Here is a 22,035-nt window from a genome sequence, read left to right as displayed (position 1 = left end):
CCGTCTCGACGCTGGCGGCAGGCAATCCGCACCGGCAGGGGAGGGATTCGTCGCGACCGAACCCACCGGACATACGCGGCCGGGGTGGCGCCGGGGCCACCGACCGGGGCCGCGACCGGCCGTTTCCCCCCACTCGGGAAACGGCGGTCGGCGGCCCCTCGGGGTGGCCGCAGGTGATGGCGGTCAAGGGCTCCCCCCGCCCAGTGTCATCACAGGCCCGCGAGGAAACCCCTAGTTCCCCACCCCCGGTGGCCGGGGAACCGGTGGAACGCGCGAGAACACCAGGGAATACCTGGGATTGCGAGGGAAACACCGGGGAACACGACAGTGCCCGGTGGCGTTTGGACACGCCACCGGGCAACCTATGCGGCGGCATTCACCAGCTCGTGGCCGAGAGGAGATCGCCGTAGTCGCGTTCGCGGGAGGCCTGGCGGAGGTCGGACTCCACCATCATGTTCATCAGTTCACGGAAGTCCACGGTCGGCTCCCAGCCCAGCTCGGTGCGGGCCCGTGCGCTGTCGGCGCACAGCGTCTCCACCTCGGCGGGGCGGACCAGGGTCGGGTCGATGGCCACGTAGTCCTCCCAGTCCAGGTCCACGGACTCGAAGGCCATGCGCACGGCGTCGCGCACCGAATGGATGCGACCGGTGCCCACCACATAGTCGGACGGCTCGTCCTGCTGAAGCATCAGATGCATCGCACGGACGTAGTCCCCGGCGAAGCCCCAGTCGCGCACCGCGTCCAGGTTGCCCAGGAAGAGCTTGTCCTGGAGCCCGAGCTTGATCTGGGCCACCGCCAGCGAGATCTTCCGGGTCACGAACTCCGCGCCACGGCGCGGCGATTCATGGTTGAACAACATCCCGGAGACGGCGTACATCCCGAAGGACTCGCGGTAGTTGCGGGTGATGAAGTGGCCGTACGCCTTGGCCGCGCCGTACGGGCTGCGGGGATGGAAGATCGTCGTCTCCCGCTGCGGTGTCTCGGTGACCTTGCCGAACATCTCCGACGACGACGCCTGATAGAAGCGGATCCCTCCGCGACCCCCGCCGCCACCGCGGGACTTGTCCAGCCCGCTCACCATGCGGATCGCCTCCAGCATCCGCAGCACACCCATGGCGTTGACCTCGGTGACCAGTTCGGACTGCTGCCAGGACATCGGTACGAACGAGATGGCGCCGAGGTTGTACACCTCGTCGGGCTGCACCGCGTCGAGGGCCGCCACCAGGCTCGCCTGGTCCATCAGATCGCCGTCGACAAAGGTGACGTCCGAGGCCAGTCGGCTGATCCGCAGCTTTCTGGGATTGGCCTGGCCTCTGATCAGTCCCCAGACTCGATACCCTTGCGCAAGGAGGTGCTCGGCCAGATACGAACCGTCCTGGCCGGTAATTCCGGTGATCAATGCACACTTGGACATGAAGGATCCCTTCCACGACCACGGAAAGACCGTCGAGTGGTTTTTTCGCGCAGTGGGCGGCACAGGGAATTCGGCGCATTCCACTGCTTGAGGCACACCCGCAATGGCCATGGGTCGGCTGCCCGGATCCGAATGCGAGGTTGTCTAGCTCAACCTTCACAGCCGCTCCGGAATGATGTCAAGGAAGCGCGAATACGCTAGGGGATTTCCGAGACTTGGGGTCCGTCGCCGGATACGCCACCATTCACGTCTTCGCAGGCAGCAGGGGGATACCGGCCAGTTCAAGGCGCTTAAGTGATCGTGATCAGGTCCACGCACCGAGACTCACCGCACAGCGCGATCACGCCCTCCTCTTACACTCAACGCCCCATGGCCAAGCGGGCTCGCACTGATGCCCGACGCGGGCAATCGGGCAAGAACGGTCACCGCAATGTGACATACGGGCAGCGAAAGAGGGCACGATTCAGATATACACTTGGAACTGAACCTAACACCCGTCACTGGGCCCCTTCGCGGTACGACCAGTTTGACGCTCACGGGGGCAGTACGAAACGTGACCGCACAACTGTCGCTGAAAGCCCACTTAAAGCATGGCCAATTGACGTCGTCGAGGCCGATTATCAGGTCAGCGCCCTGATCAATTCACGGGCAACGTCCCTCGCGCCGTCGTTGAAACGACCGAAAGAGGTGACTCCTCTTGACCCTCCCCCACACCATCCCGGTGACTTCCTCGACCTCCGGTCAGAGTGACAACGGGATCCGGACTCGCGTGTCCACGGCCGAGCACGGCACGGGCATGGCCACCCTCGACTCGGACCTGCGGGTCCAGGCGGGCAACGACGACTTCTTCCGCTGCTTCGCCGGATCCTCGGCAGAGCTGTGTGGCCGGAACCTGTTCGAGCTACTGCGCCCCAGCTCGCCCGCCGTCCTCCGGGAACACTTCCTGAGGCTGCACGACGGTCGGCGGAGCCGCTTCAGCGAACGGGTCGTGGGACACCGTTCAAGCGGACACCCGTTCTCGGGCGTGCTGACCGCCACCGCCGTCCAGGGCTCATCGGACGGGCTGTCCGCCATCGTCGTCCTCGTCAAACCGGACAACCACACACCGGAGAACGAACCCGGCACCCAGCGCCGCCTGTTGCTCTCGCCACTGGAGGCCCGGATCCTGGAAGGCGTGGCCACCGGCGCATCGACCATCCAGATGGCCTCCAACCTCTATCTCAGCAGGCAGGGCGTCGAGTATCACGTGGGCTCGATGCTCCGGAAGATGAAGGCCCGCAACCGCGCCGCGCTGATATCCCGTGCGTACGCGGCCGGCATGCTCACCGTGGGCACCTGGCCGGCCCGGGTCGTCTCGGACTTCGTCAAGTAGCGCTGGACGGCGACTTGTCGTTCTCGGGCATCGTCAGGTGGACGCGGTGAGAGGGGGCGGCAGAAAGAGCCCGCCCCTGGCGCAGCCCCTGACCGTCCGCACCGCGACGGTGCACCAGGACACGACGAGGAAGACATAGAGAACGGCGGAAGCACCCTGCAGGGCGGCGGAACCGGTACGCATGGCCAAGGCGCTCGTACCGGTGACGCACGTACCCACGGGGAAGGTGAAACTCCACCAGGTCAAGGAGAAGGGCAGCCCGGCACGCACCGTCCGCGCGGTCAGAGCGGCCGCCAGAGCCAGCCACATCATGGCGAACCCCCAAGCGGGAAGTCCGTAGAGCAGGCCGAAGACCTCGGCGCCGGTGGCATAAGGCCGAGGCAGCGCCAGTGGGGCGACAGAGCCGAGCGCGTTCGCCGCGGTGACCGACTGCCCGAGCGGCCCGAGCACGATCCATACGGTCGGCACGAGGGCGGCGGGCTGTGATGTGTGGTGCACCAGGCGCGACCAGATCTGGACCGTGATGATCAAGGCGGCGAACACGCTGATGCCGAACATGGCGTAGCAGGCGAGCACCAGGGTCAGGCGGAGCTGACCTGCCGCGGCGTACGGCACGAGCAGTGCCCCGTTGGCGGCGGAGACCATCGGAGGGACCACGGGCATCAGCCAGCCGCCGAAAGCGCCATCCGGCGCGACGGAGTGCCGGGTCATGGCGCGGTAAGGGATCCAGACGCTGGTCACCAGCCCCAGGACGGTCCCCGAGAGCCACAGCACGGTGTCCACGGCCAGGGCCGTCGGCAGGCCGATCCAGTGTCGGCCGAGGGTGAGTGTGCCGGCCCCGACCGTCATCAGGGCCATGGCCGGCGCGCCCCAGAAGTGGGCCGTGACCGGGTGGTCCGCGTGGGCCCTGGCCCGGGTTGGATGGCGGCGCCAGTGGACCGCCCAGGCCGCGGTGAGGGCCACCAGCAGGGCGGCGGCCAGTAGCCAGACGAGCGTGGCGGCGGGGCGCAGGCCCGTGACATGTACGGGCAAGGTCACGGCGGCGTTGGCCACGATGCCCGTTCCCATGACGGAGGCGTACCAGTTGGGGCCCAGATGCTCAAAAATCTGCGCGGGATGCCGCAGGTCTCGCAAGAGGCCGAAAGGCAGGCGCGGCCGCGTGGCGGCGGACACGCCCGGAGCGGCGGTGTCGGGTATCGGGGGCATGGGGCCAGACTGCTGCCGACCTCGCCCGCCCGGTAGGGGCCGATCTTGGATGGGCTCATAGAATCGGCTTATGCCTCTCCCCCGCCAGGTCAGCGACCTCTCCCCTTATGACCTGCTGCTATCGGTGGCCCGGCTGGGCAGTGTCGGCGCCGCGGCGCGGGCCCATGGCATCACCCAGCCCGCGGCGAGTGCCCGGCTGAGCAGCCTGGAACGGCGCTTGGGCCTCGCGCTGCTCCAGCGCACCACCCAGGGGTCGCGACTCACGGCTCACGGCGCTCTGGTGGCGGACTGGGCGCGTACCGCCGTGGATGCCGCTGCCGCGCTGGACGCCGGGATCACCTCCCTGCTTCGCAGCAGCGGCAGCAGGCTGCCGGTGGCCGCCAGCCTCACCGTTGCCGAGTACCTGCTTCCGCGCTGGCTCGCGGCGCTGCACGTGGCTTCTCCCCAGACGGCCGTGGCTCTCACCACCGGCAACTCGGAGGATGTCGCGGCCGCCGTCCTGACCGGGGACGCGGAGGTCGGCTTCGTCGAGGGTCCTGAACTGCCCGAGGGGCTACGAGCCCGGACAGTGGCGCGCGACACCCTCACCGTCATCGTCGCGCCCGGCCACCCGTGGTCGCGCCGCCGCTCCGGTATCGAACCGCGCGAGCTCTCCGCCATGCCGCTGGTCAGCCGCGAGCAGGGTTCGGGCACGCGCCGCTATCTGGAACACGCTCTCACCCGGCAGGCGGGAGCCTCCCTTGCCCAGCCGTTGCTCGAACTGTCGTCCACCACCGCCATCAAGTCCGCTGTCATCGAGGGAGTCGCGCCCGCGGTGCTCAGTTCGCTGGCGGTCGCGGGGGAGCTCGCCGCCGGCACTCTGCGACGGGTGCCGATCAGCGGCCTCGCGCTCGCCCGCGAGCTCCGCCTGGTCCACCCGGCGGGCCGTCCTCTGGTCGGACCCGCTCAGGATCTGGCCGCCATCGCCACCCGGGCCCAGTAGACCGCGCTCACCCGGCCTTACGGGTCGTGCTCCCCGCGACGGAGCCAGGGGGCCGGCCCGGCCTGACGGCGGCATCAGCGGGGGCGCGCGTGGGTGCTGTCCGCAGGGATGCCAGAAAAGACGATCTCCAATCCGCTCCCCCGCTTCGCTCGTGAAGAGCAGTCCGGCGATATCGCCATCATCGGGCTCAGCTGTCGATTGCCGGGTGGCATCGCGGCGCCCGAGGAGCTGTGGGCCGCGCTTGCCGCCGGGCGCGATCTGGGCTGCGTCGTCCCGGCGATGGAACTGGCCACCGCGGCCGGCGTACGGCAGCTCGCCCCGCGCATTCTCGGACGCGTCAGGCGGGGCGCGTGACCATGCCCCCGCCCTTCCCCTACGCGGTCTTCGGCCACAGCTTCGGCGCGCTGCTCGCCTTCGAGGCCACCCACCGGCTCCGGGCGGACCTGCGCACCGAGCCGGATCTGCTCGCCCTGTCCGCCGTTCCACCGCCGAACCGCGCCGGTCTCGACGACCACATCGCGCGCAACCTCGGCTCCGGAATCGCCGCCATCACCGAAATCATGGGGTGGGAGGAGCCGACCGACGACGCACTCACCCGGACCGTTTACACCCCCTTCCTCGCGGATGCGGTGGCACTGCTGCAACACGCACGGCAGATCTGGCCGCCGCTGCGCGCGCAGTTGAGCGTCTTCGGCGGAAATGACGACCCGATGGTCGACCCAGAGTCACTGCACGAATGGAGCGCCTGTACAACGGCCGGCACCCGGGTCCACCGCTATCCCGGAGGCCACCACTACCTGCGCACCCGAATCCCCGAGGTGGTCGCTCAGCTCACCCAGGACCTGCTCGCCGCGTACCGGAATCCGGCCTGGCGTCCGGGGTCCGTGTGATTCATGCGCGGATCGTGCCCAACCAGCCGATTGTGCCTCTACGCTAAACGCTCGTGACGATGGGTATGCCGAACAAGCGCGATGCACGAACGCGTTTGTCGGGTGCGAGGGGGGACGCACGTGTCGGAGCGGTTCGCGGAAAACCGTGCGCGGCGCCGGGTACTGGGGGAGATGGTGAATGTCTTAGGAGACTCGGCGGCACTGGCCGACGCCCGAGGGCGGCACCAGTGGCGGCGTGAGCTGTCCGAGGAGTTCGGCGGGCTGGAGCTGGAGCCCTATCCGACCGCTCATCAGGAGTTCTTCGAGGCGGTGCGCGCCTGCGGCGACCGCCCCGGGGGTCTTGCAACGCTTTCGGAGATCACCGGCTTTGTGGCCCCGGCACTCCCCCATCGGCTGCTGCCCCTGGTCGATGAGTGGGATGCGGCCGATCTGTATCGGGGGCGTGACTGGTCGGCGCTGCGGCAGGCGCTCGACATCGGCATACCGGAGTTGAACGCGATCGTCGCCGAGGTCTGCGGGGACCGGTTCCGCCTCCCTCCCCACTGCACGACCGCCTGGCATGCCTTTCTCCATCTGGCCTGCCGCAACACCCCGCCCGGGGGTCTGCCGCCCAGCATGGTGCTGCTGGAGCACCTTGCCCTCCATGCCGATCTGGCGGCCTCGGTCGGCGAGTTATACGCCTGGAATGAGCACTTCGCCCACGAGTGGGATCTCGCTGACGGCGAGGACGGGCTGATCGCGATGCGCACGGGCCCGGCCAGTGGCCGTACGGCTGATGTTCTGCACTGCGGCGTCCCGGGCGCCCGAAGCATGGACGGGCTGGACACCGAACCGGAGCGCCCGGTGATCAGGCTGTATGTCAAGGTGGCGCCCGATCTGACCCCGGTGGACGCCAAGGGCAGAAAGCAGGGCCGCCGGGAGGCGCGTTACACCCTCGCCGCCCGGGTGCGCTACGCGGAGTCCTCCGGGCTGCACCGTGAGCCGCAGGGCGAGCCCGGCGAACTGGTGACACGCAGCAGGATCCCCGTCGCGGTCGCGGAGCTGCTGACCCGGATGGCGGAGCTTTGGCAGTCGCGCGCCGAAGACGTGGTGTTGGAGTTCTTTTTACCCACGGAGCTGCTGAACGAGCCCGTCGAGTGGTGGAATCGGAACCCCCAACTAGGCTATGCGAACCCTATTTTGAGCAAGTACCACGAAATATTCATCCACAGCCTCGAGCGAGTGCAGCGGCGCGAGCTCCATCACGCCTGGCGCATGCGCTGGGCCCGGTGGCGGAGTCGGCCCGAGCAGGCGGACGTCCACTGGTGCGACGCCGAGGGTCGCTCGACCGATGAACACCTCGCCCTGCTTGACGCGCGGATCGGGCGGCGGGACGAAGTGGTGGCGATGGTGCTCAGCGAGCCCCCGAGACCGAGAAGCGGTCTGGGGCTGCGCGAGCTGCGGCTCGGGCTCGATCTCGGGGTCCCCGTGCTGATCCACCATCGTGCGGACAGCCTGTCGGAGGCCTTTCGCAGCGTGGTCCGCGAAGGACTGGCCGAGGACGGTCTGTCGAAGCTTCCCGAGCGTGCGAGACAGTGGAAGAGCGACTGCGCCGCAGGTGGAATCGGTTCGCAGGATGACCCGGTCAGGGATCTCAGCGTGATCTGGGACAATCCCGAACTGCTCCTGGACGGTGGGCCGTGTGCTCCCGCCACCTTCGTAGGGGGGATCGATTGAACACGCCCGAGAGAACCGGAGGGGCGGACGTGCCGGCCGCCACCGCCGCAGTCCGGTACCAGGGGACGGGAGCGGTACTGCCCGATGTCCCGTACGAGGAGCGCCAGTGGCCGGACGGGCCGCGCTGGCGGACCTTCCAGGGCGGCCCCTGTCTGCCTCAGCCGCCCGACGACGACGAGGCCGACCGGCGGCTCGGCCCCATCGGGGCGGTGCGCAGACCCTCGGCGGAGGAGGTCCGCCTGGTCAACGCGGCGATCCTGCTGCGGCGTCCGCTGCTGCTCACCGGCCGCCCCGGCGTGGGCAAGTCCACCCTCGCCTATCGCATCGCCCGTGAGCTGAGGCTGGGCCGGGTGCTCCAGTGGCCCGTCACCTCCCGGACGACCCTCGCCTCGGGTCTGTTCGAATACGATGTGATCGGCCGCGCCCAGGCGGGCCAAGCCTGGTACGCGGCACGGCAGCACAACGGCCCGGCGGACGGCCCAAACGGGGGCGACCCGGCTTCCGGTGACGAAGCCCGCGTGGACATCGGCGAGTTCATCCAGCTCGGCCCGCTGGGCACCGCGCTGCTCCCCCACCGCTTACCGAGGGTCCTGCTCATCGATGAGCTCGACAAGGGCGACGCCGACCTCCCGAACGACCTGCTCACGCTCTTCGAGGACGGCTGGTACGCCGTGCCCCCACTCGTACGGGTGAAGCGCCGGTCCCCCGAAGTGATCGTCCACACCGCGGATCCGGGCAGAACCGCCCCCATTGTGGACGGCCTTGTCACCACTCGATCATTCCCTCTGGTCATCATGACCTCGAACGGGGAGCGCGAGTTCCCGGAGGCGTTTATGCGCCGCAGCCTCCGATTCGATATACCGGACCCGGGCCCGGAGGCACTGGGCGAGCTGGTCGCCGCGCACTTCGCCGACCAGTTGGGCGATATGCACGACAGGCTGGTCCGGGACTTCATGACACGCAGCGAGCAGGTGCACGGCCTGGCAGCTGATCAGCTGCTCAACGCCGCCCATCTGGCAACCTCCGGCGCGTATACGCCTGCCGAGGGTGACAACGCCGAGTGGCAGGCCCTGCTCAGCGCCATCTGGCATCCCCTGAGTACCGACGTACGCGCCGACGGGGCGGAACCGAGTGCCTGAACGTCCGCCGGTTCCCGAGCGGTCCGGGGCGGACGGTGCGGCTGACGGCCCTGCCACCTCCCCGGACCACGGACGTCTGCCGGTCGGCGGGCTGCGGTGGTGGGAGGTGGCGGATGCGCTGTGGCTGGTCCGCCACCACCCGGAGCTGGCCGGGCCGTCGCGCTCCGACGCTCCGCCGCCGGCCGACGAGCCACCGGCGCCCGGGGAGCCCCAGCCCGCCGCGCCACTGCCGGAGCCGGAGATCCAACCACCGGCCGCAGGACGTTCCACATCGCCCACGGGCGGCGGCAGCGAACCACAGGGACGGTTACCGGAGGGCCTTCCACAGCCCGAGCCGCCGCCATCCCCTGTGCTCCTTCCCACCGATGACCCCGCGCCCGCGCGATCGGCCCGCTGGTCCGGCACCCATGCCGGCCGGCGGTGGCCATCACCGCGCCCCGGCGCGGCCGACGGCAACCCCACGGCCGAGGTGGCGTCCGCGTTACGCCCCCTGCGCCAGTGGACGCGTTCGACGCGCCACCAGGAGCTGGACGAGGAGGCGACCGCCGAGCGGCTGGCCGAGGCCCCAGGGCTGCCCCCGGCGATGAGCCCGGGTGGCGAACGCCGCTGGGACGCGGTCCTGGTAGTGGACGCGGGCCCGCAGATGACGCTCTGGGCCGCCCTCGCCCGGCGCCTCATGGCGGCGCTGCGCCACCACGGCGGCTTCCGCGATCTGCGGCTGCGCTTCATGGACACCCACTCCGACCGCCCGGGCGAGGTCGTGCTGCGGGGTCCGAACCGCCGGCCCGGGCCCCAGCCGCCGAGGAGCCTGGCCGATCCCACCGGGCGCCGGATCGTGCTCGTCCTCACCGACGGCCTCGCCCCCGCCTGGCGCGCGGGCGCCGTCCAGAAGGCGCTGGCCATCTGGGGCCGGCATCAGCCCGTGGCCGTACTCGTGACGCTCCCGCAGCGGCTGTGGCACCGCACCGGCCTCGACCCGCGGCGGGTCCGGCTGCGCGCCTCCGGCCCCTGGGCCGGGAGCGCGCGGATGGACTGGGAGTTCGCCGAGGCCCCCATCGCGGGGCCCGCCGCGGAAGCGCCCGGCGGTCGGCGCCCGGTCCCGGTGCCCGTCCTGGAGGTCGCCGACGAGTGGATCGCCCCCTGGGCCCGCTTTGTCGCCGGCGAGGGGCCGCGCTGGACCGAGGTAGCCGCGCTCCTCGTGCCCCCGCGCCGATCCGAGGCCCCCGCCCCGCGGCCGGAGTGCACCAGGCCCCCCGCCGGCGCCGCGGAGCGCGTCGCCCGCTTCCGGGTGTGGGCCTCACCGGAGGCCTTCTCGCTCGCCACCCGGCTGGCCGCGGTCCCGCTCGACCTTCCCGTCATGTACGCCGTTCAGCGCCGCACCCCGCCTCGAACGGGCCCGGTCCATCTGGCTGAATTCTTTATGAGCGGTCTTGTCGAGCCCGTGCCCGAGAGCGGCGGGAATTCTTTTCTCTTCGGCCAGGGAGTACGTGAGGAGCTGCTTGCCTCGAGCACCCGGCAGGCGACGGAAATGGCGTCAAGGATCGCCGCGGAGTTTCTGGCACCACACAGCGGTGCGGCCCGTGAACTGCTGATCCACCTCAGCGGTGGGGATGTTCCACCGGAACCCGAGGTCACCGGGGACAACCTCCATTTCCGAGAAATAGAACATGTCGTACTGGAGGCGCTGTCCGGGGCCCATTTGCGTCGGGCTCGTCGAATCCAGCACGTCATCCGCACCACCCGCGCTTCATCGGATCAAATGATTGACCCAACGGCGCGCGGAGAGATCAACCCTGCCGAACACAACGAAGGCCCTGTCACAGTGAATATTCCAGGAACGCCCGAGACGCCTGTCCCCTCACAGCAGGGAGGTGTAGGCGGCGACGGCGCACTTCGAGGAGGTGCGAATTTGACCGCGGTTTCCCAGGGCGCGACGACGCCGGATTCGGGCGCGTCGCTCGAGCGAGGCTCCTCCGGACCGTCGACACGCCCCGCCGTCTGGGGGAACATGCCGCCGCGGAACCTCGTCTTCACCGGGCGCGAGGCATTGCTCGAGCGTTTGGAACGTGATCTCCGTGACGGCCCGACCGCGGTGCTTCCGCATGCGCTGCACGGCATGGGCGGTGTCGGAAAGTCCCAACTGGCCCTGGAATACGTTTATCGACATGCCGCCCGATACGACGTCGTCTGGTGGATTCCGGCCGAGCGGCCCACCCAGATCGCCCAGGCGCTGGTGGAACTCGCCCAGCGGCTGCACCTGCCGGTGACCGTCGAAGCCATCACCGCGGTGCCCGCGGTCCTGGAGGCGCTGCGCACCGGGAATCCTTACGGAAATTGGCTGCTGGTGTTCGACAACGCGGAAAGTCCGGAATCGGTGCAGGAGTTCTTCCCGAGCAGCCCGGCAGGCGGCCCCTCCGGCTCCATTCTGGTCACCTCCCGCAACCCCCAGTGGAACACGCTGGCCCATCCGCTGGAGGTGGATGTGTTCAAACGCTCCGAGAGCATTCAGCTCCTGCAGCGTCGCAACCCCGATCTCCCCGACGCGGAGGCGGACCAGCTCGCGGAGGTCCTTGGCGATCTGCCGCTGGCAGTCGAGCAGGCATCGGCCTGGCGGGCGGAGACCGGAATGCCGGCGGCGGAATATCTGCGGCTCTTCGAGGAGAAGCGGGCCGAACTGATGTCGGTGTCCCCGCCGACCCACTACGAGCAGACGGTGGCCACCGCGTGGAACGTCTCGCTGGACCACCTGGCGAGCAAGAACCCGGCGGCGCTGCAACTGCTGCAGATCTGCGCGTACTTCGCCTCCGAGCCGGTGGCCCGGTCGCTGTTCTCCGGCGCCGCCGTCGAGCCCATCGCCCCGGACCTGGACCGGGCGCTGACCGACCCGCTGCGGCTGGGCCGCGCCATCCGCGAGATCAACCGCTACTCCCTGGCCAAGATCGACCACCGCAACAACTCCATCCAGATGCACCGTCTGGTGCAGGCCGTGCTGATCGCCCGGATGACCGAGGAGCAGCGTGAGCGCATGCGGCGCGGTGCGCATATGCTGCTCGCCGCCAATGCCCCGCGCGACCCCGGGGACCCCGAGCACTGGGGGCGGTTCGCCGATCTGTATCCGCATGTGGTGGTCTCCAGAGCCGTGGACTCGGACTCCCGGAACGTGCGGCAGATGGTCATCAACCTCGCGCAGTACCTCTACTTCTGGGGCGACCACGAGGCCGCGCGCGACTTCGGCCAGCACGCGTACGACATCTGGCGGGAGAAGTACGGGGAGGGCGATCAGCACACCCTGCTGCTCTGCCGCGATCTGTGGTACGTGCTGTGGCGGATGGGCCGCTACCAGGAGGCCTCGGACCTGAGCGAGCGCATGCTGGCACAGGTGCGGGAGCTCGGCGCCGACGCGGAGGAGGAACTGCTCTCCACCCTCGGCCAGGTGGCCGCCGACCGCCGTGCCCGGGGCGACTTCCGGGGATCGCTGGAGATCTCCGAGGAGGTGTACGAGCGGGCCGTGCGGGCGTATGGCGACGAGGACCCGCTGACGCTGATCCATTCCCACAACATGGCCGTCGCTCTGCGGGCTTCCGGCCAGTTCCACCGCGCGATGGAACTCGACCAGGAGACCTATCGGCGTACCGTGCTGCTCTACGGCGAGGAGACGTACGACAGCCTGCTCTCGGAGATGGGGCTGGCGCTCGACCGGCGGGAGGCAGGCGAATACGCCCTGGCGGCCCGGATGTTCGAGGAGCTGGTCGACAAGTTCCGCAGAGTCTTCGGCGAGATGAACCCGAACACGCTGCGCACCGTGGGACGGCTGGCGGTCTCCCGGCGCAAGGCGGGAGACCACCCCGGAGCGCTGGAGCTCAGCAGGCCGGTGCGCAAGGCCCTCACCGAGCGCTACGGCGAGCGCAGCCCGGACTCCCTGATCTCCTCTCTCAGCCTCTCCGTGGATCTACGGCAGACGGGAGCCCTCGACGAGGCCATGCAGCTGGGGCAGTCGACCAGGGAGCTCTACGAGGAGGTCTTCGGCGAGGACCACCCGGACACCGCCGCGGCCGATGTGGACCTGGCCATCACCCTGCGGCTGCTCAACGAGGTGGACACCGCGCGCGCCATCAACGAGTCGGCACTCCGGCGGGCCCGCGCGGCCCTTGGCGACACCCACCCCTATGTGCTGATCGCCTCCGCCAATCTGGCCAGTGACATGTTCGCGCAAGGTGATGCCGCCGCGGCCGCCGAACTCGACCGCGAAAACCTCGAGGTGATCAAGGCCACCCTGGGCGAGACACATCCGACGGCACTGGTCGTGATGGGCAACCTGGCCTGTGATCTCAGGGCGCTGCGCCAAAACGACAAGGCCGAGACCCTGCATGCCACGGCGGTCAAGGAGCTCCAGGCCAAACTCGGCGAAAGCCACCCCGCCTGTGCCGACACCGCGGCCTGGCGGCGCGGCAACTGCGATGCCGACCCCATGCCGCTCTGAGGCCACCGGCCGCGAGCCGGGCGTCGGCCTCAGGCCGGCGACTCGGCCGCACGGCCGACCCAAGCGGCGACCGCGACGGGGTCCGCGGGCTCTCCCGTCGCGTCCCCGATCGCCCGGTGCACCGCACGGACCAGTTCCGGACACCGAAGCAGCGCCAGGCCGGCCGCCCGGTGCCCGCCGGAAGAGTCCAGCGCCAGCCGTAGCCCCGCCCAGGCCCCGGCGGTGGAGTGGAAGACCGCCCCTCCGCCGGGCGCCGGACCCGGTCCGGCGCTGATCTCCCGGACGTACAGCTCCCTCGCGGCGATGGCGTCCCCGGCGACCAGGAGCAGGTCGGCGGGCCTGGCGCCCTCGACGGTCGCGGCAAGGCGCTCGGGATCCGCTCGGAGCTTCGCGAGTGCGGGTTCCATGAGCCGCATCCGGGTGAGGACGGCCCGGGCGTCCAGATTCCTGGCGGTGGGGTCCGGCACCAGGCGCGGCGCCGGGCAGCCTTGCCAGGGGATGACCCGCGGAATCGGGCGGCCGGTGTGGCCGCCCGTGATCCAGTGGTCGACCAGCTCTGCCACCAGCGAGGCATCCGGTGCCAGATGGTGCAGCCGCCAGCTCACGGCGTGGTCCTCGGCCACCCGCTCGGCCTCGCCCACAAGCGCCTTGGGGACGGAGGCGTCCGCCCAGTCCGACACGGTCTCGGCCAGCTGCCCCAGGAATCGGCGGCCGAGCCGGGTCAGCTCCCGATCCTTGCCCAGCGGAGGCAGCACCCGCAGCAACTGCTCCCTGCGCAGGGCGAACTCGAACTGGGCCAGCACCGCCTCGTCCGGCGGCGCACCACCGCCGAGCACATACCCGCGCCAGAACCGAGCCACGGCGGAGAAGGCGTAGACCCCGTGCAGCATCCCGTTCAGCGGCCGCGGGTCGTCCCGCCACGGCGCGTACAGCCGCGGCCGGTCCTCCTGCGTGTGCAGGGAGTACATATGCATCAAGGCGCTGAGTTTGCTGTGCTGGATCTCATGCGTGAGGATCGCCGCGAACTGGGCCACGGCAGCGGGCTCCACCGCCGTCGGCTCCGAGGCGGCAAGGCCACCCATGCCACCGCCCATGGTGGCGCTGTGCCAGCGGAAGGGCGTCGACGCGGGCAACGGCTCGATGGAGCGGAGGCAGGCGGCGACGTCCTCGGCCGCCTGCGGATCCGCACGCCCCAGCAACGGCCAGGCGTGACCCAGCAGTTCACCCCAGCGGTCGGCCTGCTCGGCCGGCGAAGGCGAGTGCTCCGCGGCAGGGTCCGCGGGGAAGATGCGATACGGGCCGAGGTCGCTGAGGTGAACCTCCATCGGCCCTTCGGGGAGTTCGAGTACGAACGTGGTCGGCGGCTGCCATCCGAGGGCGGCCTGTCGGCAGGGAAGGGCCACGTGGAGCGTTTCGTCGCCGAGGCGGAGCGTCAGCGCGGCACCGTCGAAGTCCGCCTGTACGGCCCCCGGACCCGCTGAGCCGGGGAGGGTGGCGCGGCCCAGCGAGGGCAGCCAGACCGTCCCTGAGCGCGAGGGGAGGCGGAGGGAGAAGGACAGGCCGGTCCGTATGGCGGAAGCCGCGGCGATGAGATGGAGTTGCCCGGTGTCCACCCACAGGGGCTGATCCTCGTCCGGCGGGACCTCATCCTCACGTAATCGGCGCAGCGTGTGCTGGAGCCAGACGCCGGTCTCCGGCAGCAGAAGGAGGTCGTCGGTCACCGCGCGGCTCAGCCGCTCGGCCTCGCTGAGCAGTTCCCATGCGTGGTCGAGGTGTTCCAGGGGGCCGATGGCATCCGGACGGTCGGCCGCCATGGCCATGAGCAGTCCCAGCAGAAGCAGCCGATGGCTGCGCTCCGCGTCCCAGAGGTGGGCGATGACCGCCGCCCCACCGCCACCGGCGGCCAGGGCGTCGAAGTGGCGCGGCGGAAGCCCATGCCGCGGAGCGCGCGCCGAAGTCGGAGGACGGTGCCGCTGGAAAGGATCTTCGCCGCCGCTGCCGACTGGTGTCACATGTTCCAACTGGTCTTGGTGTCACCGGCGAGGACAGCGGCCGAACCGCAGAGCTTACGCAGCAGCTGCGCTTCGATCTGATCCCACTCCAGACCGCGTTGGGCGCGTAGGTTCTCAAAACTGACCCCCGTCAGATCGAGCAGTTCCGACTCGATCACGGTCCCAGGCCGATCCATCCCGCGCTGACCTCCCCGATTCCGGGCCTGAACTCTCCCGTCCACCCATCATGTCCCAGCGCGGGAGCGACGGGTAGCCGCGTCTCGGACACCTTTTCGCCAGGGTCACCGCTCAACCGCCGTCGAAACCGGGCATATCGGCCAGCACCTCGGCCAACTCGCCCAGCGCGTACGACCCGGAGTCCACCATCTCGACGGCCTGCCACAGCAGGGTGAGACCGCCGGGAAAGGCCAGACAGGTCTCCACCACGCCCACCAGGTCCACCCGGGTGATCGGCGATCGGGGCAGACTGCCGTGGATCTCGGGTGGGAGCAGTCCGAGGACCTGGGCGCGTGCGGCCGGATCGGACATCACCGGGACCGCCTCCAGCGCCAGAACCAACCGCTTGCGCTGCTCGAGGCCGGGCCGGGCGCCCGGCCTCGCGGGCGGCTGCGGGCCCTGCCCCTCGCCGTGTCCTCGCTCCGGCATCCGTTCGCCCCCTTCGACGCCCGGAAATGGACTCTATCGCTGACGACCGAGGTCATCACGCTCCGCACCGAGCGGGTGAAGCTGGGTAGAAGGGGCTGTGGCATCAGGGCGTGGTACGTCCGATGGCCATCCGCTCCAGCTGCCCCAGCCGCTCGGTGATGTGGGCGGCCGCGCCCTCCATAAGGGTGTCGGCGATGGCCTCGACCGTGCGGGCCCGCCAGGGGTGCAGTGCGGTGCCGGCGACGGCCTGGTTGAACGCGCCCATCGCCGGCCCGCAGTGGACCAGATAGTCGACCTTGGACTGCTGATCGCCCGTCACCGCGAGCCGCAGGCCGCGCGTGAAGTACCCGCGGAACACGTCGGCCAGCGCCGCCTTGGGATCCGTGTCCGCCACCGCCGCCGTAGAGCGCTCACCGTGCAGATATCGGTCGAGCACCTGGGCCTTGGTGTCGTCATCGAGTTGAGCGAGGGAGTCGTGCCGCCGCCAGAGCTCGTACAGCCGGGCGGCCCGGGCGGGGAAGAAGAGCCCGCGCCTGAGGTAGCGCGCCTGCACTCCGGCCTCGAACAAGTCGCCCCACGGGGCATTGTCCACCTCGTGCTCCCGCGCCTCCTGGAGGATGTCCTTCACCCGGTCGCTGGTGGCCGCCTCCACGGAGCACTGGTTGACCGAACCGGTGAGTACGAAGTCGGCCCCCATCAGGAAAGCCGCCGCGGCCGCCTCGGGGGTGCCGATGCCACCCGCGCAACCCACGTGCACCCGGTGGCCAGGCAGGGCCGCCTCGTCGCGCAGCCGGAGCACCGCCGGCAGCAGGGACAGCAGGTCTGCCGTGCTGGTCAGCCAGCCGCCGTCCGCCTCGACGCAGAGGTCGTCCGCCATCGGCCGGCCCGCCGCGGCACCGGCCTCCTGCTCGGTGACCGCTCCCGCCTCCAGGAGCCGGCGCACCAGTGGTTGCGGGGGCGGGGCGAGGAACTGGGCAGCGAGGTCCGCCCTGGACACCTTCGCCACGATCCGGCCGCCCTTGAGCCGGAAGCGGACCAGCTCCTCGGTGATCAACGGGTATCCGGACGCCTCGACCAGGTCGGCACCGTGCCGCAGCAGCAGATCGACCAGCGCGCCCTCCTGCTGCGGCGCCCTGTGCTGGTAGAGCAGATTGACGCCGAACGCCCCACCGGGGCCCAGTTCGTCGACCACCGCCTGCAGTTCGCGCGTCACCTCGTCGAGGGTGAGGCCACCGGTGCCGAGGAAGCCCAGCAGGCCCGCCTTCGCGGCGGAGCGGAGCAGCTGCCTGCCGGAGACGCCGCCGTACATCGACCCCACCAGATAGGCGCGCCGAAGCCCGTACCGCTCCCGGAAGCCGGCCGCGCCGAGCGCGTCGGCGGCGATCGCCGGGGCGCTGCGCGCCAGAGCGTTGCGCGCCGGTGTGGTGTCCGTGGTTGGTGGGGTAGCGACCGCGGACGAAACCGCGCCGCCCGACAGCGGGGCGGCCATCGGGAGCGGTGCGGCGGCGGCCCTGATACGGGTGATCAGCTTGGTCAGCACCTGACCGGGTCCGAGCTCGACGAACTCGAAGTCGCCCTGGCCCATCAGTCTGCGCACCGTGTCGGTCCAGCGCACCGGCGAGGTGATCTGCGCCGTCAGCCGCTCGCCCAGCGTGTCGGCGGTGTACGGCATGGCGTCGACGTTGGCGAGCACCGGGATCGTCGGCGGGCGCAGGGTGAACCCGTCGAGGAAGCGGCCGAATGCCTCGGCCGCCGGTCGCATATAGCGGGAGTGCAGGGGTGCGCTGACATTGAGCCGTACGGTTCGGGCGCCGGCGGCTTCGAAGGCGGAACAGGCCGTGTCGATCTGTTCGGCGGGGCCGGAGAGGACGAACTGGTCCATGGCGTTGTAATTGGCCAGGTCCAGACCGTCGAGACCGGCGTCGGCGAGGACCCCCGTGACGGTTGCCTCGTCGACCCCGACCACGGCCGCCATCGAGCCACCGCCTGCGGCGGCCATCAGCTCACCGCGCCGCTGCACCAGCCGCAGCCCGGTCTCGAAGTCGAAGACCCCGGCGGCGAACAGCGCGGCGTATTCGCCGAGGCTGTGCCCGATCAGATAGTCCGGCGGCGTCGGGTCCTCTTCGAAGCGCGCGAGATAGGACAGCACGCCGACCGTATAGAGCGCGGGCTGAGTGAACTCCGTACGCCCGAGTTGGCGCTGCGGGTCCTTGAGGCACAGCTCCTCGATCGAGTAGCCGAGCACGCGGTCGGCGATCGCGGTCTCCTCGGGGAACCGGTCGAACAGGCCCTTGCCCATCAATCGCCGCTGCGACCCTTGCCCCGGGAAGCCGTAGACCTTCATTCCGTGCACCTTCCTCGACGGCCGCGTCGGTGCCGCGCGCAGCCGGACCTCTTCCAGCAGATCGCTGTCCTTGCCGAACGGGTTCAGCAGCGGCAGTGATTCGGAGCGCGTCCCCTCGGGGAGGTGGAAGCGCACGAAGTTGTGCAGGCTGCTCGACGGTCCGAGGTCGAGATAGCGGAACTCGCCCCGCTCCCGCAGCGCCGCCATGGCGAGCCCGAACTCGATCGGCTGCCGGGCGACCTGCCAGAAGTGTTCCGCGCCCGGCCGCTCCACCAGCCCGCCGTCCACACAGGAGATCCAGGGGATCCGGGGCGGTGTGAGCGTCACCCCCGTGAAGTTGTCCCGGCATTCGTCGAGCACGTCGTCGACCAGCCGGGAGTGGAAGGCGTACTCGACCGGCAGGCGAAGGTACGGCACATCGGCGGCCAGCAGCGCGGCCTCCGCTCGGGCCAGCACCTCCTCCGCGCCCGAGACCACGAAGTTGCCCGGATAGTTACGGGCGGCGATCTCACAAGCGCGCAGCGCGGGCACCCGGTCCAGCACCTCGAGCTCGGCGAGCACCGCGAGCATGCCACCGGGTGGGCTGCCGCGCAGGGCGGCGGCCTGCCGGGTCAGCAGCCGCAGACAGTCGGCCGGGGCGAGGCTGCCCGCGACGACGGCCGCCGCGTACTCGCCGAGGCTGACGCCGAGGACGTAGTCCGGCGTGATCCCCAGCGCCGACAGGGTGTCCGCCAGCGCGAGTTCCAGCATGACGATCGTCGGATGGGTGATCCGGGTGTCGATGAGCAGTTCGCTCTTGGACTTCCCCGGATCGTGGATCCGGGCGAGCACCGACTCGCCGAGCTCCTCGGCCACCACGGCGTCGTAGCGGAGCAGCGCCGCGCGGAACACCTCGTTGTGCTCGAAGAGCTCCTTGCCCATCTGGTAGTACTGCGACCCCTGCCCCGGGAACATGAAGACGACGGGCAGGGAACCCCCACCACCGTCACCGAGGCTTTGCCGCTCAGCCCGTGGCAGCACGCTGGACCTCCTGTCGTGGTTCCCAGACGGCGCCGCCCGCCAGGAACCGGTCGATCACCGTCAGCATCGGGCCGGTCATGGCGGTGGTCACCAACGCCATCACCATCAGGGAGAGATACAGGGCGGGGCTGATCACTCCGGCGTTGAATCCGGCCTGCAGCAGCACGATCTCGGTGAGCCCCCGGGTGTTCAGCAGGGCACCCAGGCGCAGTGCCCCCGTACGCCCCTCACCGCCCCAGCGGGCGAAGACATACGTGCCGCCGATCTTGGCGAGCACGGCGAGGACCGTGGCCACGATCGCCACGAGCCACGGCATGCCGGTGGCTCCCTTCCACACCTTCAGACCGGTGGTGACGAAGAGGACCGGCACCAGCCACAGGCCCAGGGTGGACACCCAGCGGGCCGGCGCGTCCCAGTGCGCCGAGCCGGTCGGGATCATCAGTCCCACCACGAAGGCGCCGAAGATCGCGGTGAGCCCCCAGGACTCCGCCGCCGCGGCGACACCGAGCGCGCCCCCGCCCAGCAGTACGGTCACCACCCACGGCAGCCGCGCGCAGAACCGCTCGGCCACGGGGAGCAGCAGCAGCCGGCGGACGAGCGCGGTCGCCGCCAGGCCGAGTACGAGGACAACGGCAGCGGTCGCGATGCCCTTCGCGCCACCGCCCTTGGCGAGGCCGAGCACCACCGCGAGCGCCAGCCACGCCAGCGCATCGATGATCACTGCCGAGGTGAGCGCGAGCCCGCCGACGCGGGTGGTGGTCAGGCCGCGGTCGGCGAGGATCCTGGCGAGCACGGGCACGGCCGAGACCGTCATCGCGATCGCCAGCATCAGCACAAACGCGGGGGTGGAGGCGTCCCCGCGGAACTCGGGCCGGTCGTACCACAGAAGCCAGCCGGCGAACGACAGACCGGCCACCACGGACGGTACCAGGCTGCCCATGGTCGTCCAGGCGATCGCCCTGTCCTTCAGCCGCGAACCGTCGAGGCGCAACTCGTGGGCGACACCGACCAGGAAGAACACCACCCCCGCATGCCCGGTCTGGCGCAGCACCTCGAGCACGGGCCCCGGCAACAGGACCGACTCGGCGTGTGGCCAGACCAACCCGAGCAGGGCGGGCCCCAGCAGCATGCCCACCGCGATCTCGCCGACGACCGGGGGCTGCCGGACGGCGCGCGCCGTCAACCGGCCCAGGTAGCCGATCAGCAGTACGACGGCGATGGCCGCAAGCGCGTGGCCGGCCACCAGGAACGTATGAAACGTGATCATGCGGGCCTCGTTTCTGCCGCGCCGACGGCATCCCCCGGCTGGTAGCTGTCCCAGAACAGACCGGCGCCGGTCCCGGCGGATGCGGGGGCGGCCACGGTCACCCCCGTCCTACCGGTCCCCTGAGTCCCCTGGGTCTCCTGGGTCTCCTGGGTCTCCTGGGTCTCCTGGGTCTCCTGGGTCCCCCGGATGACGATCCTTCGGTTCAGTGCGGGTTCCGGCAGCGGCGCCCGGGTGCTGTCCGGGGCGCCCGCGGGTGCCGGGGCGATCAGCAGATGCGCGTTGGTGCCGCCGTCGGCGAAGCAGTTGAGCGCGGCGACCTCGGCCGAGCTCGGCCACGAGCGGGGTTCCCGGGGGAAGTACAGCGACGAGGCGGCCAGGTCGAAGTGGGCCGGTGGCTCCTGTCCCGACCGGAACGGCACCTGCTCCCGGTGGTGCAGCATCAGCACCACCTTGATGAAGGCCGCGATCCCCTCGGCCGCCAGCGGATGGCCGATGTTCGGCTTGATCGAGCCAAGCGCCACCCTCCCGGGCCGGCCGGTGCCGTAGACCGACTCGACCGCCTTGAGTTCGAGCAGGTCGGTGACGGTGGATCCGGAGCCGTTGGCCTCCACCCAGCCGATGTCCTCCGGCCGATGGCCGGCGCGGTCCAGCGCCTCCTTCATGACCTCGGTCTGCGCCTGAAGGTTCGGCGTGGCCGGGCCCGCGGTCCGCCCGTCGTTGTTGATGGCGATGCCCTTGAGCACCGCCAGCACCCGATCCCCGTCGGCCCGGGCGCGGTCCAGGGACTTGAGTACGACGACGCCGACCCCCTCGCCGAGCACCAGACCGGCCGCCCTGCGGTCGAACATATGGAACTCCGCCCCCGGGTTCAGCAGTCCGCGCCGGCCGAACACCTGGTGTGCCCGGTCGTCCGCGAGCAGGCTCACCCCGGCGACCACGGCCGACTCGATATCGCCCGCGCGCAGCGCCTGGGTGGCCATGTCCATCGCCACCAGGGCGGAGGAGCAGGCGGTGTCGATGACCAGGCTCGGGCCCCGGAAGTCGAAGAACTGGGAGAGGTTGGCGGCGAGGTAGTTCTGACCGGTGACCACGACCGGGTTCTTCGCCCGCTCCAGCCGCTCGGCGTCCGGCATATGGCCGCCCCGGCCACCCACGTACACCCCGATCCGGCGGCCCTTGAGCTCCGCGGGCCGGTACCCGGCGTGGTGCGCGGCCCTGTTCACCTCGTCCAGCAGCAGCAGCGCCTGCGGATCCATGGCCGCGACATCCTCCTCGGACAGCAGGAAGGACTCCGGATCGAAGCGCAGCTCGTCGGGGAGGAGTCCCGCGTGGTAGTCCATCGGCCGGCCGAAGCGCTGTTCGGGGATGGGGCGCAGGGCCGAGCGTCCCTGCCGCAGCAGCTCCCAGTACTCGATGGCGGACGCGGCCTCGGGGAAGGTGCAGGACAGCCCGATCACCGCGATGTCCGCGGTGGTCCGGGCCGGTCCAGTGGCGGACTGCGCCGTGACAGGGGCGGCGCCGACGGCGGCCGGCGCCGGCTCGGCCCAG

General features: G+C 70.4%; 15 protein-coding genes. 7 read left to right on the top strand and 8 right to left on the bottom strand.

Going from position 1 to position 22,035, the window contains the following annotated elements:
- Positions 1-376 precede the first annotated feature (376 nt).
- Positions 377-1,414, bottom strand: a complete 1,038-nt coding sequence (locus CCN51_RS17575; protein WP_014173257.1) for a GDP-mannose 4,6-dehydratase — start codon at positions 1,412-1,414, stop codon at positions 377-379.
- Positions 1,415-2,183: 769 nt separating this feature from the next.
- On the opposite strand from CCN51_RS17575, the gene CCN51_RS17570 reads away from it, so the two are divergent.
- Positions 2,184-2,786: a helix-turn-helix transcriptional regulator gene (locus CCN51_RS17570; protein ID WP_238545263.1), complete on the top strand. Its 603-nt coding sequence runs from the start codon at positions 2,184-2,186 to the stop codon at positions 2,784-2,786.
- Between the two features lie 33 nt (positions 2,787-2,819).
- Here CCN51_RS17570 and CCN51_RS17565 read toward each other — a convergent pair whose 3' ends face one another.
- Positions 2,820-3,992: a TDT family transporter gene (locus CCN51_RS17565; RefSeq protein WP_014173259.1), complete on the bottom strand. Its 1,173-nt coding sequence runs from the start codon at positions 3,990-3,992 to the stop codon at positions 2,820-2,822.
- Between the two features lie 70 nt (positions 3,993-4,062).
- Between CCN51_RS17565 and CCN51_RS17560 the strand changes: the two genes are divergently transcribed.
- From CCN51_RS17560 to fxsT, 6 genes are all read left to right on the top strand, one after another.
- Positions 4,063-4,974 (top strand): LysR family transcriptional regulator, encoded by a 912-nt coding sequence (locus tag CCN51_RS17560; protein WP_086859716.1) that lies wholly within the window; start codon positions 4,063-4,065, stop codon positions 4,972-4,974.
- Between the two features lie 108 nt (positions 4,975-5,082).
- The gene (locus tag CCN51_RS17555) at positions 5,083-5,328 is read left to right on the top strand and encodes a beta-ketoacyl synthase N-terminal-like domain-containing protein (protein ID WP_014173261.1); all 246 of its coding nucleotides are present in this window, start codon (positions 5,083-5,085) and stop codon (positions 5,326-5,328) included.
- Between the two features lie 2 nt (positions 5,329-5,330).
- The gene (locus tag CCN51_RS17550) at positions 5,331-5,864 is read left to right on the top strand and encodes a thioesterase II family protein (protein WP_055413840.1); all 534 of its coding nucleotides are present in this window, start codon (positions 5,331-5,333) and stop codon (positions 5,862-5,864) included.
- 171 nt (positions 5,865-6,035) lie between these two features.
- Positions 6,036-7,580 carry a VMAP-C domain-containing protein gene (locus CCN51_RS17545; protein ID WP_106436517.1) on the top strand — a complete coding sequence of 515 codons (1,545 nt, stop codon included), beginning with the start codon at positions 6,036-6,038 and terminating at the stop codon, positions 7,578-7,580.
- Positions 7,581-7,609: 29 nt separating this feature from the next.
- Entirely contained in the window at positions 7,610-8,719 is a 1,110-nt protein-coding gene (locus CCN51_RS17540) for an AAA family ATPase (RefSeq protein WP_014173264.1), read from the top strand.
- On the top strand, positions 8,712-13,199 hold the full coding sequence (fxsT, locus tag CCN51_RS17535) for an FxSxx-COOH system tetratricopeptide repeat protein (RefSeq protein WP_238545264.1): 4,488 nt from the start codon (positions 8,712-8,714) through the stop codon (positions 13,197-13,199). Before CCN51_RS17540 ends, fxsT begins: the two co-directional genes overlap by 8 nt.
- A gap of 29 nt (positions 13,200-13,228) precedes the next feature.
- On the opposite strand, the gene CCN51_RS17530 is transcribed toward fxsT, so the two are convergent.
- The 6 genes from CCN51_RS17530 to CCN51_RS17505 all read right to left on the bottom strand — a co-directional run.
- Positions 13,229-15,211 (bottom strand): HEXXH motif domain-containing protein, encoded by a 1,983-nt coding sequence (locus tag CCN51_RS17530; RefSeq protein WP_014173266.1) that lies wholly within the window; start codon positions 15,209-15,211, stop codon positions 13,229-13,231.
- Positions 15,208-15,369, bottom strand: a complete 162-nt coding sequence (locus tag CCN51_RS54975; RefSeq protein ID WP_158104683.1) for a hypothetical protein — start codon at positions 15,367-15,369, stop codon at positions 15,208-15,210. The genes CCN51_RS17530 and CCN51_RS54975 overlap by 4 nt, the downstream gene beginning before the upstream one ends.
- A gap of 130 nt (positions 15,370-15,499) precedes the next feature.
- A complete protein-coding gene (locus CCN51_RS17520) occupies positions 15,500-15,856 on the bottom strand; it encodes an effector-associated domain 2-containing protein (protein ID WP_014173268.1) in 357 nt (118 codons plus the stop codon).
- 103 nt (positions 15,857-15,959) lie between these two features.
- A complete protein-coding gene (gene fabD, locus CCN51_RS17515) occupies positions 15,960-19,220 on the bottom strand; it encodes an ACP S-malonyltransferase (RefSeq protein WP_014173269.1) in 3,261 nt (1,086 codons plus the stop codon).
- Complete coding sequence (locus CCN51_RS17510; RefSeq protein WP_014173270.1) at positions 19,204-20,487, bottom strand: cation:proton antiporter; 1,284 nt, start codon at positions 20,485-20,487, stop codon at positions 19,204-19,206. The genes fabD and CCN51_RS17510 overlap by 17 nt, the downstream gene beginning before the upstream one ends.
- Positions 20,484-22,035 (bottom strand): beta-ketoacyl [acyl carrier protein] synthase domain-containing protein (locus CCN51_RS17505; protein ID WP_143675828.1); only part of this gene is annotated, 1,552 nt, incomplete at its 5' end. The genes CCN51_RS17505 and CCN51_RS17510, both read right to left, overlap by 4 nt.

It is taken from the genome of Streptomyces milbemycinicus, assembly GCF_002154605.1.
Classification (GTDB): Bacteria; Actinomycetota; Actinomycetes; order Streptomycetales; family Streptomycetaceae; genus Streptomyces; species Streptomyces milbemycinicus.
The sequence above is the reverse complement of the archived record's forward strand: the minus strand, read 5'-3'. Positions and strand labels throughout refer to the sequence as shown.

Bases quoted from the DNA above. Each gene is read 5' to 3' on its own strand.
- CCN51_RS17575 (WP_014173257.1), bottom strand. From the start codon at position 1,414: ATGTCCAAGTGTGCATTGATCACCGGAATTACCGGCCAGGACGGTTCG.
- CCN51_RS17565 (WP_014173259.1), bottom strand. From the start codon at position 3,992: ATGCCCCCGATACCCGACACCGCCGCTCCGGGCGTGTCCGCCGCCACG.
- CCN51_RS17560 (WP_086859716.1), top strand. From the start codon at position 4,063: ATGCCTCTCCCCCGCCAGGTCAGCGACCTCTCCCCTTATGACCTGCTG.
- CCN51_RS17555 (WP_014173261.1), top strand. From the start codon at position 5,083: ATGCCAGAAAAGACGATCTCCAATCCGCTCCCCCGCTTCGCTCGTGAA.
- CCN51_RS17550 (WP_055413840.1), top strand. From the start codon at position 5,331: ATGCCCCCGCCCTTCCCCTACGCGGTCTTCGGCCACAGCTTCGGCGCG.
- CCN51_RS17545 (WP_106436517.1), top strand. From the start codon at position 6,036: ATGGTGAATGTCTTAGGAGACTCGGCGGCACTGGCCGACGCCCGAGGG.
- CCN51_RS17520 (WP_014173268.1), bottom strand. From the start codon at position 15,856: ATGCCGGAGCGAGGACACGGCGAGGGGCAGGGCCCGCAGCCGCCCGCG.
- CCN51_RS17510 (WP_014173270.1), bottom strand. From the start codon at position 20,487: ATGATCACGTTTCATACGTTCCTGGTGGCCGGCCACGCGCTTGCGGCC.